10 protein-coding genes are annotated in these 13,390 nt (G+C 37.1%); 2 read left to right on the top strand and 8 right to left on the bottom strand.

Translation table 11 applies throughout. The annotated features are described in order from the left end of the window. Positions 1 to 16 precede the first annotated feature (16 nt). Together OK18_RS12775 and OK18_RS12765 are read left to right on the top strand one after the other, a co-directional pair. Positions 17 to 415 carry an immunity 22 family protein gene (locus tag OK18_RS12775; protein WP_053328232.1) on the top strand — a complete coding sequence of 133 codons (399 nt, stop codon included), beginning with the start codon at positions 17 to 19 and terminating at the stop codon, positions 413 to 415. Between the two features lie 551 nt (positions 416 to 966). Continuing rightward, entirely contained in the window at positions 967 to 1,692 is a 726-nt protein-coding gene (locus OK18_RS12765; protein WP_053328230.1) for a hypothetical protein, read from the top strand. Positions 1,693 to 1,767: 75 nt separating this feature from the next. Here OK18_RS12765 and polA read toward each other — a convergent pair whose 3' ends face one another. The 8 genes from polA to OK18_RS12725 all read right to left on the bottom strand — a co-directional run bounded on the left by polA (position 1,768) and on the right by OK18_RS12725 (position 13,362). After that, positions 1,768 to 4,602: a DNA polymerase I gene (polA, locus tag OK18_RS12760; protein ID WP_053328229.1), complete on the bottom strand. Its 2,835-nt coding sequence runs from the start codon at positions 4,600 to 4,602 to the stop codon at positions 1,768 to 1,770. A 517-nt stretch (positions 4,603 to 5,119) separates the two neighbouring features. After that, a complete protein-coding gene (gene tssD / locus OK18_RS12755) occupies positions 5,120 to 5,533 on the bottom strand; it encodes a type VI secretion system tube protein TssD (RefSeq protein WP_053328228.1) in 414 nt (137 codons plus the stop codon). A gap of 339 nt (positions 5,534 to 5,872) precedes the next feature. Then, complete coding sequence (locus OK18_RS12750) at positions 5,873 to 7,156, bottom strand: hypothetical protein (RefSeq protein ID WP_053328227.1); 1,284 nt, start codon at positions 7,154 to 7,156, stop codon at positions 5,873 to 5,875. Then, positions 7,149 to 8,126 (bottom strand): hypothetical protein, encoded by a 978-nt coding sequence (locus OK18_RS12745; RefSeq protein WP_156173279.1) that lies wholly within the window; start codon positions 8,124 to 8,126, stop codon positions 7,149 to 7,151. The genes OK18_RS12750 and OK18_RS12745 overlap by 8 nt, the downstream gene beginning before the upstream one ends. 31 nt (positions 8,127 to 8,157) lie before the next feature. Beyond that, positions 8,158 to 9,222 (bottom strand): LysM peptidoglycan-binding domain-containing protein, encoded by a 1,065-nt coding sequence (locus OK18_RS12740; protein ID WP_053328225.1) that lies wholly within the window; start codon positions 9,220 to 9,222, stop codon positions 8,158 to 8,160. A gap of 75 nt (positions 9,223 to 9,297) precedes the next feature. Further along, a complete protein-coding gene (locus tag OK18_RS12735; RefSeq protein WP_053328224.1) occupies positions 9,298 to 11,481 on the bottom strand; it encodes a type VI secretion system Vgr family protein in 2,184 nt (727 codons plus the stop codon). A 210-nt stretch (positions 11,482 to 11,691) separates the two neighbouring features. Next, the gene (tssD, locus tag OK18_RS12730; protein WP_053328223.1) at positions 11,692 to 12,105 is read right to left on the bottom strand and encodes a type VI secretion system tube protein TssD; all 414 of its coding nucleotides are present in this window, start codon (positions 12,103 to 12,105) and stop codon (positions 11,692 to 11,694) included. Positions 12,106 to 12,498: 393 nt separating this feature from the next. After that, positions 12,499 to 13,362: a lytic transglycosylase domain-containing protein gene (locus OK18_RS12725; RefSeq protein WP_053328222.1), complete on the bottom strand. Its 864-nt coding sequence runs from the start codon at positions 13,360 to 13,362 to the stop codon at positions 12,499 to 12,501. Between the last annotated feature and the right edge of the window lie 28 nt (positions 13,363 to 13,390).

Here is a 13,390-nt window from a genome sequence, read left to right as displayed (position 1 = left end):
ATTTTAATAATTCATTATGGACAAGGAAATTTCACACTTCTGGCTGGGGTATTTTAAAAATGAAGAAGACTTTTATGCCTTCGTAGAAGAGGATGAAAACTATTATCTGGAAGAGGAAACCGAAGATCAGTATGTTTCAAAATTTGCAGAGTCGCAAAATATAAAATGGTTTGATGATGATTTTATAGAGTACGGCTTTGAAGACGAACGTTTGGGAATTTATGAAAAATTTTCAGAGTATTCCTATGCAGATCAATGGCTTCCTGTACTTGAACAAAAACTTAATGAACTGGGACTGGATACTCCTGTTAATGCTATCATTTTTGCCAGCAGATTTGTTATTCCCAATCCGGTTTCTGTAGATGGAGAGGAGAATAAGCTGTATTATATCGGTGAGATCGAATTCGGGGTGTAACCTATGATAAGAGTACCTTGTTATGGTGAATTGCGTATAACAAGGTATTTTACCTGATAATTTAAAATTATTTTGAAAAATACAGACCCTTCTAAAACCAGAAAACTCTTTTTGTTTTTAAAAAGGTTTTCCATGAGTATAGCTATTATTTTCTTCATAACATTGCTACAGATGTATTGGTCTATGGGCGGACTCTCTGATCATATATCGAGCGGATGCCTCACGTGTAGCTTTTTTAAAGAGGTTGTATTGATGTCGTTCTTTACATCAGTATTTTTATCTCTTATCTTTACATTATTTTATTCGGTTAAAAAGACTTTTATAAAAACTATTGCTGAGCTTCTATTATTGATTTTATTCTGGTTTTTCATGAACTATTCTATTTTTGTGGATAGGGAATCTGCATGGAGCACTTATGATTTTGAATCAGAAATCCATTATGTAATATCACAGTCCCTTTTTCCGGTTCTTCTTCTTGGATGTACATGTCTTTTGCTGCTGCATTATAAAGAAATAAAAACCAGATTTATACCTTATAAAAGATAATACCATTGAAAAATTTTATTATTGTTCTTCTATCCTCTCTTTTTATTGTCTATTCCTGTAATAAGGATAAACAAACCACGGATTCCAAAAAAAGTAATACTTCTAAAGCGATACAAAAAGAGTCTGCCCCTTCAAAAACTCAACAGAAGGCATCAGAAACAGGAAAAGAACCTTCAGATTTTGTTTCCAATGAATACGAAATTCAGTATGACGCTGAGGGCGATCTCAACCAGGATGGCCTTGCCGATATGGCTTTGGTTCTCAGAAAAAAAACAGACACCCTGGCGCAGAGGAAAATGCTGGTTCTTTTAAAGAATCCTGATAAAACCTATCGGCTGGATAAGATCTCCGAAACTGTTCTTCCCGATGAATATAATGAATATGGTTATAAAATGCACGATCCGGAAGATATCAGTATTGAAAAAGGAGTATTGAATATCAAATTATATGATATTGGTCCTTACGGGAACCAGTTCAGTACCTTCAAATATATAAACGGTAATCTGATCCTTATCTATATTGAAACCTATAATATGGGCGCCGGGTCTCATTCTGCATTATATTATGAGCCATTGAAGGGGAAAGTTGTAGAGGAAACCATCAATACCATGAAAGAAGATATGCCTGCCTCCACTGAAACTTTTAAGGTAAAAAAAGAAAGTTTCCTGTTTGAAAAGGCTTCTCCGGATGACATTATCAGAAAGGTTTATGATTCTATAACCCATGAGTAAAATTTACTAATAATAAATAAAAACTTCCGCCTGTAACAGCGGAAGTCTTATATAGTAAATGCTATGGTAATTCTATTAATGAGCTTCTAACCAGTTATTCCCCACCCCGATTTCAACCAGCAACGGAACCTGTGTTTGTAAAGCGTTTTCCATTTCGGCTTTAATCAGTTCTGAAGCGGCCTCAATTTCATCAACCGGAGATTCAAACACCAATTCGTCATGTACCTGAAGTAACATTTTGGTTCTTAGCTGCTGTTCTTCCAATTCCCTGTGTATTTTGATCATTGCTATTTTCACGATATCTGCCGCACTTCCCTGAACCGGGGCGTTTACTGCATTTCTTTCTGCATGTCCTCTTACGACAAAGTTATTGGAGTTGATATCTTTCAGATGCCTTTTTCTTCCCAGAATAGTTTCAACATATCCCATCTGGCGTGCCTTATTCACCTGTTCTGCCATATATTCCTTCAGCTTCGGATAGGTTTCAAAGTAAGCTTCAATCATTTGTTTAGCCTCTGTACGGGATAATCCTGTCTGCTCTGCCAAAGCAAAAGCTCCCTGTCCATAAATAATTCCAAAATTAACCGTCTTTGCCTGGCTTCTCTGGGTTTTGGAAACTTCTTCCAAAGGAATTTTGAATAATTTTGCAGCCGTAGAAGCGTGAATATCTTCTCCGTCCTGGAAAGCTTTGATCATATTCTCTTCTCCTGAAATTTCAGCAATAAGACGAAGTTCAATCTGTGAATAATCGGCTGAAATAATCTTGCTTCCTTCCCCGGAAACAAAAGCTCCACGGATCTGCTGCCCTCTCAGTGTCCTGATCGGAATGTTTTGTAAATTAGGGTTCACACTTGCCAGACGTCCTGTAGCAGCTGTTGTCTGTGAAAAGTTGGTATGCACCCTGTTATCGGATTGATCAATCTGTGAAGGCAGGGCATCCACATAAGTAGATTTTAATTTCTGATAGGTTCTGTATTCCAGAATATGTTTTATGATCTCATGTTTTGAGGCCAGTTTCTGAAGAACATCCTCTGAGGTAGCGTATTGTCCTGTTTTAGTTTTTTTCGCTTTTGGATCCAGCTGCATTTTCTCAAACAGGATTTCACCTAATTGTTTTGGGGAGTTCATATTAAACTCTTCTCCTGAAAGTTCAAAAATTTTGACTTCCAATTGTCTCAGATCATTTTCAAGGTCTATGCTTTCCTGAGCCAGCCATTTTTCATCTAAGGAAATTCCGGTCAGCTCCATTTTTGCCAGGACCTCCATCAAAGGCATTTCTATGTTGTAGAAAAGTTCTTCCAGATTTTCTTTTTTCAGCTGTGGCGCAAATAATTCATACAGCTGGAAAGTTATATCCGCATCCTCCGCGGCATAATCTGTCTGGGTTCTCAGGTCTGCATCTCTGAAGTTTCCTTGTTTCTTTCCTTTTTTCCCGATAATGGTTTCAATGGAAACAGGTTTATAGTTCAGGTATACTTCTGAAAGATAATCCATTCCGTGTCTTCCGTCAGGGTTCAGCAGATAATGGGCAATCATTGTATCAAACATGGCTCCTTTAACAGTGATGTCGTATTGTTTTAAAATTTTATAATCAAATTTTAAATTGTGAGCCACTTTCAGCAGGTCTTCTTTCTCAAAAAACGGTCTGAAAATCTCTAATGTTTCCAACACCTCATCTCTGTTTTCTGATAAGGGAATATAATAAGCAAGGCCTTTTTTATAAGAAAAACTCATTCCTACCAGCTCTGCCTCCAGCTCATTCAGAGAGGTTGTTTCTGTATCAAAACAAACAACTCTTTGTTTCAGCAGGTTATCTACTAATTTTTTCTGAGCCTTTGGATTATTGATAAACTGGTAAAGATGGTCATTATGTTCAATAGTAGATTTTGTAGAGGTAGCCTGGTCCAGTTCTTCAAAGTTGGCAAAAAGGTCAAGCTGCATGACCTGCCCTTTTATTTCTGTACCGGACGGGGTTTCTTTTACTTCTACTTCACTTACTACAATGGTTTCTGTAGGGGCAGGGGCAAAAGCCCTGTAAAGATTTTCGTACAATCTTCTGAATTCAATTTCCTCAAAAACTTCTTTTACTTTTTCAAAGTCCGGAGTTTCGAGATCGTATTGTTCCTGATGGAATTCTACAGGAGCGTCACAGATAATAGTAGCCAGTTTTTTTGATAAGATTCCACGTTCTGCCGAAGCTTCCACTTTCTCTTTAAGCTTTCCTTTCAATTTATCGGTATTGGCCAGCAGGTTTTCAATACTTCCGAATTCTTTAAGGAACTTCATCGCCGTTTTCTCTCCCACTCCTTCCAGGCCGGGAATATTATCTACGGCATCTCCCATCATCGCAAGGAAATCAATGACCTGTTTAGGGTCTTCGATTTCGTATTTTGCCTTTACCTCTTCTACTCCTAAAATCTCAATATCACCGCCCTTCAAGCCTGGCTTGTAAATTTTAATTTTGTCGGTAACCAGCTGAGCGAAATCCTTATCCGGCGTTACCATGTAGGTGGTATATCCTTCTTTTTCCGCTTTACATGCAATGGTACCGATTACATCATCTGCTTCATACCCTTCAACTCCCAGAATCGGAATATGCATTGCTTCCAAAATCCTGTGAATATATGGAACAGCAATTTTAATAGCCTCAGGAGTTTCGCTTCTGTTAGCTTTATAATCCGAAAAATCTTCAGTCCTTACGCTTGCCTGTCCCACATCAAAAACTACGGCCAGGTGAGTAGGCTTTTCTCTTCTGATTAATTCGATTAAAGAATTGGTAAATCCAAAGATGGCAGAGGTATCTAATCCTTTGCTGGTTAACCTCGGATTTCTGATCAATGCATAATATCCTCTGAAAATCATCGCATAAGCATCGATGAGAAACAGCCTTTTATCTTGTGTTGCGTCCATATTTTGTATAATGAACAAAGATAATAAAATAGGAATAAATCTTGATAGTTTGGATCAGGAGAGTTCTGGGATCAGGCCTAAAAGTTGTGGTCTTATAACATTTAGATCTATATTAATTTTAAAATTCACGTAAAGGTTTCTTTTTGATTACTCTTTATTTTAAGTAAGCTAAGAAATGAATAGATTTTTAATCGATCTGATGAAGCGAAGACTTTGCATGCGCTTAGTCAGCAGCTATGCTGCCTTCTTTGCCTACTTGAAATAGAACATTATTTTTTTAAAACTTTACGTGAAAAACGATCTCAATAATTTGATGCTAATCAATAATGAACAGAATTTTTTATATTCAGACCTAATTTATTATGTCCCCAACTTTGCTCCTGATCCGAGTTCTGGACTTTGGGGATAGGAACGTTTACATTTCAGCTTCGTAACAAAATAAAATGTATCCTTCAGAATAAAACAAAAACAGTATACCCACTGAGTATACTGTTTTATTTTTTCGGTTATACCGGTCTTATTTTCCTGATGTAGGCCATAGTCCAGCGTACTGAGAAGTACCGTAGTCAATTGTTTCAGCACTTACCACGAAGCTGATCAGCATACTGTTGCTGTCAATAGCGTCAAAGTCTACTTCGTGCTGGATTACATATCCGTTTTCCCATTTCAGAGTGATCAGTGTTCCTTCTTCGTGAGATTTGTTGAAAGTGATTTCTCCTACTGTAGGCTTATATTTTCCGTTTAGTAAGCTTTCAAGGATATCAGATTTTTCAGTAGCTTCTACCGTTACCTTGATCAATGCATTGGAAGGGTCTGATGCTACACGTCCGGATACATCTGTAGATCTCGATACGCTGTAGTTCATTTTTAATAATTTTTGTCCTTCCCCGTTGTTGAATTTTAAGATTCCTCTTGAATTTCTTTCTGCCATGATTGTAAATTTTAATCGTTAGTAATAAATTGTGTTATTCAAAAATTATATAGCAAAGATAGCCGCACTGTTTTTGAAAAAAAAGCTTTTGAACATAAATCTGAAAAATTGTAGTAATTCTACGATTTCATGTCGTAATTCTACGACTACAACCACAACTCCTTATTAATAAATATTTTAGCCAAAATTTAAAAACAACAAAAAACAGCTTATTAATGCACTTTTACGTGAAATATTTTAAATAAAAGCATTCAATTAAGTTAAAATTAAGTTCAGATTTTAATTCATGCCAGGATGGTCTTTAATGTGTTTTTGAATTTTTCCCGGAGTCTATTTCTGTTAATTTTGTGCTGCATTGATTGAAAAACCGCCTCCGGACTGATTGGCAAATGAATCAGCCAATACTTTAAATGTCCATTCACTAAGAGGAGTTACCAATAAAGGAAGTATAAGCCCTACTCCACTCATTCCTCCAAAGCCTTTAGAAGCTTCACCTCTCATTGCTTTATTGGTTTCTGCCCTATGCTCGTTAATCACTCTATTACCTTTATTGCTTGTTTTTACTCTTGGAAGAATTTTCCCGCTATTTTTGCGTTTCATTGCCTCCACCGCCTGAGCTCCTGATTTAGTTTTCTTCATTTCAGCAACTATTTCAGCAATTCTGGCCTCCCGTTCTGCCCGGGTACCTTTAAGGTTCATAATTTCTTTAATGTACTTTTCATTCTGATTTTGTCTGTATTTATCATAGGAATGGTACAACAGCTGCTCGCTGGCTTTCGTCTGATCTGTTCCTATATACGGATCGTCAGGTGTATCCACAGTAAAAGGACTTGACATTTCCTGGCGGGAAGCCAGCATCTTATCATAAGGAGTATTTTTGTCATCACTACTATATATTCCCTGCATAATTTCTCCTTCTGCATAAGCAAGGGGTTGATACACGAGATATGCGCCTACTATTCCCACTGCAACTTCAGTTCCTCCTGCCAATAATCCACTTCCAACACTTCCTGTTGACCCGGCTGCAAAACCTACTCCGAAACCGAAAAGTCCTGAAATAACAGCTGTAAGCCCCAATTCTCCCATATTCCGGAAGGCAACATTTTTTGCGGCCGACTTTGCTTCTTCTTCATCTATAAATGGCGTCAAAATTCCCGGACCTATTGAACAGGTCATGAATGAAGATAAATTAACTGCTTTTTTCCCTTCAAATGCTACGGAAGGATGCGGATTTTTCCAGTCTACCAGATTAGGGTTACATTTCGTAGCATTTGATTTCAGGGCAAATGTAAGCCCGGTACCGATAACAGCTGTAGCCACTACACCGATAATGACAGCTCCTACTCCAAAAGTCATAACAGAAAATGCTACTGCAGCGCCAATGGCAAGCCCCGTAATCAAACCTCCCCAAAAGAATCCCCAGCCAACAGCCTGCCCCCAGTTGGATTTACATTCAAAGTCGTCTTTAAGGACCAGATCGGCTTCCGTTAAAAGTGGTTTCTTTTCGGATTTATAGACTACAGACAGCTTCCATACATTAGGGTTTGCTAAAATATTGCCAGGTGAAGGGTTTACCTGATGGGAACAAACAATAAATGTTTCCTGAGGAAGATATTTACTCATGGGTGTATTTTTTTTTCATTAATGTACTGCTTGATGAGCCTACTGTAGTTGTGGCTTTCTCAATATCAATATCAAAATATTTTACATATGAATCTATGAAGTCCTGAAAGGCTTGATGGTCTTCATCCTTATTGAAAATCATATACCGTGTTCCTTTCTTTTGTTCTACGATAAGCCATTTCGGCAAATGGGTAAGTCTGTTGATAAAGAAAACAGATGTTTTAACCTCATTTTTTTTAAACACATATTTTTTTTTGCCTGCAGAAACTGTTACCTGGCTTTCTGACCAATCTATCTTTATCCGGTGTTTCCTGAATACAGTCCATTGATACAGATAATACATTACCAAAAAGAAAGCAGCCATAAAAGGCAACGATATCATAATCATCAATAAAGGGCTCCTGGCTCTGAAAAGTATCTGCAATGCATCCATATGAGGCAACAGCATTTTATAGAGACCAATTGCATAGGCTATATATATCACGAACCCTGCCACCAGGGATGTATATACAACAGCCATAGGAAGTATGGAACCTGAAAAAGAATTTCCCAACACCTGTTGTGGCCCTGTTTCATTTATATATTGCTGAAAAGATTTTACCGATATTCCTTTGGGATGCTTTCTGAGGGTTGAATTCAAAATATTCTTAATCCTGAAAGTTTTCTCACCGGTAAACTGGAAATCCTCCTTTTTAATCAATATCTCATTTTGATCGCCGGTATGGATTGTAAACTGACCATTATTGGTTGTGCTTATATAGAAAGTTTTAGAAAATCTATTGAATAATGCCATATACACAATAAAGGAAAGGGATAAATAGAACAACAACAGAATACTTACCGGAACATTTTTCCCGAAATGTTTTTCAAGCAAATCCAGATGAGTATTCAGATAATCCCATCCCGGAACGATATAGGAAAGAAGCACACATAATGCTATGGCGACTATTAAAATTACTGTTCTTTTCAAAAAATCAGGGTATGCACGAAATATGAATTTATTAACCGCCATTATTCAATCTTTTTAGGTTAAATATACATTCAGATTTTATATTATTCTCTATATTTTCAATTATTGACAGTTCTGCTTTTTCTAAGGTTCTTGTTTTCAGATTATAAGTGAACAGATTTCTCATATCCAGTTTGTATTCTGAAAATTTATATTTTATGAGAGGCTGGTGATACTTCTCATAGCCTTTGGTCACTTTCTCCAGCAGTTCTTCAGACTGCACTGTTTCCCAGACTTTTCTTATGGTAACAAGATCTTCTTCTTTTTTCAATACATCAAACCTCACTGTCATAGGCACGAGAACATCCGGAAAAAGCTGGGACTGATAGGTATATTCTTCTCTTTCCATGTTTTCATCCGCATTATAAAGGTATCTGTCTAATAATGTAAGATAAAACAGATCCCTGTTATAATCTTTTTCATCATTATACTGGTCAGAAAACTGGAAATCCCCTTCCTGAATAAGCTTTACATATTCCTGGGGCTTAGTCTGCTTTATAACTTTGACAAATTCAATTTCGTTGAGCTTATTCTTTTTAAACTGTTCCCAATTCTTCTTTAATTTATTTTTATCTGCAATTTTAGAGAACCTTCCAAGTTTATCGATTTCCACCAGACAGTCATTTCTGATATAATCAATTTCAGATACAAAATCAAAAACCCGTGACAATCCTGGTGGATTAAATTCATAAAAAAAGTCACAAAGCTTAACCTGTACCCAATGTTGTGATAAATTTACTTTTACTTCATATTCTTTTTTAAGCTGAGAATAGGTTTTTACATCGTCTTCAATCCTGGTTATATTCAGCTGTTCAGTTCTGTATCTGTTTTTTTGTTCAAATGCGGTATGATCAATATTTCTTTTCTCTTCTTTATTTTTTTGGGGAGGTATAATAACTGTATTGATATGAATGGGCAGGTAATCTCCAAAAAACTGCTGAGTCACCGGTGAATGTGAATTATGAAAAGCCAGCAGCTCTTTTCCGGTCATCTGATATTTTTCTGCAATGGATTCTAATGTATCTCCTCTTTTTACCTGGTACTTACTGTATTCCATACAATGGATTCTATTATTTTATTTATGGTTAAAAATATTTTCCAGTCTATGAACCTGGATCGTTATTGAAAGCGATTAATTGATGTCTACCTGGCCTCCTTTAATGGTAACATTGCCATCTACAACCATTCCCGGATTTCCTTTTGCTTTTCCAACATTGGTAATACTAACGCCTTCAATATTTACGGTGTCTGCTTTTACTGTTATTGTATCTTTTGTAATTTCAATGCTGCTGCTGCCTACTTTTATGCTTATTTTTTGTGCTCCGGTCAGATCAATAACTCCGGCATTGTCCATTTTAAATACACTTTTCCCTTTTCCTACCTCAACTTTATGCGTATTACCTACATCTGCGATATGATCACATCCTACTTCGAGCTTCTTGTTGTTTCCAATTTTATCCGTTTTATCATTACCTACGGTTTTGCTGCTGTTATTATTGGCATTGTGTACTACATTTCCGGCACCGTCAAAGAACATATGGGCTCCACCCTGATCTTTAAGATTCATAGATCCGGCTCCATTGTCGTATCTCAGTTCGGCACCACTTCTCCCGCTAAAGCTCATTATATTATTTCCTACGCCGCCTCCGCCTCCGATACTTCCATGGAACATTCCTCCCATCACAAACGGGCGGTCCGGATGCTGATGTACAAAGTTGACAATAACCTGATCCCCTACTTCAGGAACAGACATAAAGCCCCTGTTTTTATTGACTTTATCACTGCTTCCCGCATCCGGTGACATCACGCGGACAAATTCTGATGTATCCTGTCCGCTTTGCCAATCGAATTGTACCTGAACACGCCCTTGGTTTAAAGGATCTGTATTCGAGATTACTTTTGCAAATTGAGCTTCAGCTCTTGGCATTTCAAATTCAGGCCTTGGGATAAAACCTGAATCTGCAGCAATAGCTTCAAATTTGCCATCATAATATCCTCTGGCATCTACTTCGTGGGTTACTTCAATAATCATCAGTTTGGTAAAATAAGAAGTCTGGTTGCTTCCTGTTTTACGCATCTCAATATCTGCAGTACATCCGGGATATAAAAAGGGAACCGTTGTTGTTCCTGCTGTAACGAAAACTTCTGAAGCTTTACTTCCGGCCGTTCCTTTCTGGGAAGCATCGATGTCCATAAAAGATGAAGCTTTTATCGGGGCTACTCTTAAAGAAGGGGTTGTAAAGGTTTTTTCTGATATTTCGTAGGCACGTCTTGCAATATCTGAAGCATGGGTGATCTTTGAGTTTCCGGTTGTCAGTTTTTCATTTTTGCTGCTGTTGTATCCATAAAATGTCGGATTGACATGTTGTGCTTTCATTTTAACAGCAATATCACTTACGCTGCTGCCGTAGGTAAGTTTAATCGCTTTTTCCTGTGGCGGGAGCTTTCCGAAATGCAGCACTTCTCCATCATAATAAAACTGTTCACCATAGGCTTCCGCCATTCTGGCCAGGTAATTATAATGTGTTTCTTCGTATTGGGAGCTATAAGAGACATTTCCATGCTGGGCATCTACTCTGAAATCGAATTTATTCTGTCCCAGTCCTTCCCTGATCACCTGGTCAGCAATGCTGTTGAGACTTACCGGCTGGCTTCCTCCGAAGCTTTGAATGTGAGGCGCCGCATCCAGCAGCACTGTGGGACTGTATCCTTTAAGAATAATATTTCCAAGGCTTCCTTTTTCCTGGCTGAAACCTACTTCCGTAATGACTCCTACAAAATTGCGTTCTGCTCCTTTTTCAAGATCCTTGTATTTGAAGATTACTGTAATTCTTTTTCCTAAAAAGCCCTGTGCTTCTTCAAGGTTATGATTTTCCGCATTTCCTAAAGTATCATGAGCCAGCATCAGGTCAAATTCATGGTGCTTTACAGCACTTTGAGTCAGTTTAAAATGCTTGAAATGCCTGATAATTTTTCCTTCAATAATAATATCCAGCTTTACCACACGGTTAATCCCTGCAATAAAGCTTTCAGCAATGGATTCTACATTATGTATCTTTGAGGTAGGCTGTTTGGCCCACATTTTATTTTCAACAATGGAAGGATTATTGGGAACAATCATTTGGTTCATAAACAGATCTGCTCCCTGTGCAACGCGTATACTCTGCTGTCTGATTTGAGCTGCTTTCCTGCTTTTTTCCCCCACCTTATTCAATTTTCCTTCTGCTTTTGGGATTTTATTTTCTTTTGCAGTATTTTTCAACCGTTCCGTATTTATATCTTTTCCAGGATTTCCTGTTTTATCATCTTGAAACATACTTCTTGTGTTTGAGTTTATAATTAATAGTGCTGATATTTACAACATACAGAATCAAAAATATAGACTTTGGATCAATTATTTTCACATGGTCATTTAAAAATGATTCCTGAAATTCTATGACGATCTTAAATGGAAAAACAGAACAGTATACTCTTCCGAGTGCACTGTTCTGTACCAATTTTATTTTTACTAAGATGATGAATAGGCTTATTTACCTGCTGAAGGCCACAGTCCAGCGTACTGAGAAGTACCGTAGTCAATTGTTTCAGCACTTACCACGAAGCTGATCAGCATACTGTTGCTGTCAATAGCGTCAAAGTCTACTTCGTGCTGGATTACATATCCGTTTTCCCATTTCAGAGTGATCAGTGTTCCTTCTTCGTGAGATTTGTTGAAAGTGATTTCTCCTACTGTAGGCTTATATTTTCCGTTTAGTAAGCTTTCAAGGATATCAGATTTTTCAGTAGCTTCTACCGTTACCTTGATCAATGCATTGGAAGGGTCTGATGCTACACGTCCGGATACATCTGTAGATCTCGATACGCTGTAGTTCATTTTTAATAATTTCTGTCCTTCCCCGTTGTTGAATTTTAAGATTCCTCTTGAATTTCTTTCTGCCATGATTGTAAATTTTAATCGTTAATAATATTTTGTGATTCAGTGATTGTATAGCAAATATAAAGGGTCTACGCTGGCTAAAAAAACTTTTAATTATAAAATTGAGAAATTGTAGTAGTTCTACGACTTTATGTCGTAATTCTACGACATTAGATTTACCAACATGCTCTAAATCACTGGAAATACAAGGTTTTTTAAACATTAGGAAATTGATAAAAAAACAGAGATTTTACACCTTAATGAGAAATATTAAGATTTATTATTACAAATTAGGATTTTCTTAACACTTTAGTAATTCTCTAAACCCGAAGAATATGTTCATAAAAATTTTTCTCCATAAAAAATCCGGACTTCTGTATTTCAGGATCCGGATGTATGGTATTATTCTTAGGGTATTTATTGTTGAGAACTCCCTCCCATTTTAATTGATCTTGTAAGAATTTTATTTTTTCTCAAAAGAAAATCAGGCATCAGGTCTGTAGGCAGGTATAGTGTACTTTCTCCTTTTTTCTGCAGCTCATCTACGATCCCCGGATTCCAGGCAAGAATTTCGTCAACACTTACTTTTAATTCATCAGCAACAACATTTAAATTAAATCCCGCATTGATTTCTGTTTCTGCAAGTGCTGCTGCTGTCGTTTTTCTGTTTCCTTCGAAAAAGATTTTATTAATTCTTGAAGAGTTATAATTATTTAAAACACTTTGTAGCTCACCTGTTGCATAGCATGCATTCAGGTATTTTTTTACATGATTGATAGTTTCCGCAGGAAGATACTGTGAAAACTCATGATATTGAGTGGATCCTGCAGTCTGCATTGCTTTGGCTATATTACCTTCCCCGCAGTTATAAGCTGCCACCACCGTTACCCAATTGTTATACTTTTTGTAAAGATTAGCCAGGGAAATGGTAGCTGTCTTCGTACTTTTATAAATATCTGTACGATTTTGCTCCGTGAGCCCATATTGATTGGCATGTGCCGTCATCAACTGCCAGATCCCAACAGCACCGGCTCCCGAGGTTATATTTTTGTTAAAATGAGATTCAATCAAAGCAAGATTTCTTAAATGTTTTGGAAGCCCTTTCTGAAGAAGCAGCTGTTCAATAAATTCTACCAGATCTTTATTGGCGTTAATAATTCCTTTATATCTTTTCACACTGCTTTCCGAAGTATCTGAAGCAGAAAGAAACTGCCCGTTTACCCAGACTACAGTTCCTAAAAGCATTACCCCTGTAAAAATATTCCTGATAATCGTTTTCATTTTAATATATTTAAGAAGCAAAAAGACA

Source organism: Chryseobacterium gallinarum (assembly GCF_001021975.1).
In the GTDB taxonomy this organism is placed as follows: Bacteria; Bacteroidota; Bacteroidia; order Flavobacteriales; family Weeksellaceae; genus Chryseobacterium; species Chryseobacterium gallinarum.
Note: the sequence above shows the minus strand (reverse complement) of the source record. Positions and strands in the feature narration are given on the sequence as shown.

What these genes read in the sequence shown, in the direction of transcription:
- OK18_RS12775 (WP_053328232.1), top strand. Translation starts at nt 17, where the DNA reads ATGGACAAGGAAATTTCACACTTCTGGCTGGGGTATTTTAAAAATGAA.
- polA (WP_053328229.1), bottom strand. Translation starts at nt 4,602, where the DNA reads ATGGACGCAACACAAGATAAAAGGCTGTTTCTCATCGATGCTTATGCG.
- tssD (WP_053328228.1), bottom strand. Translation starts at nt 5,533, where the DNA reads ATGGCAGAAAGAAATTCAAGAGGAATCTTAAAATTCAACAACGGGGAA.
- OK18_RS12750 (WP_053328227.1), bottom strand. Translation starts at nt 7,156, where the DNA reads ATGAGTAAATATCTTCCTCAGGAAACATTTATTGTTTGTTCCCATCAG.
- OK18_RS12740 (WP_053328225.1), bottom strand. Translation starts at nt 9,222, where the DNA reads ATGGAATACAGTAAGTACCAGGTAAAAAGAGGAGATACATTAGAATCC.
- OK18_RS12735 (WP_053328224.1), bottom strand. Translation starts at nt 11,481, where the DNA reads ATGTTTCAAGATGATAAAACAGGAAATCCTGGAAAAGATATAAATACG.
- tssD (WP_053328223.1), bottom strand. Translation starts at nt 12,105, where the DNA reads ATGGCAGAAAGAAATTCAAGAGGAATCTTAAAATTCAACAACGGGGAA.
- OK18_RS12725 (WP_053328222.1), bottom strand. Translation starts at nt 13,362, where the DNA reads ATGAAAACGATTATCAGGAATATTTTTACAGGGGTAATGCTTTTAGGA.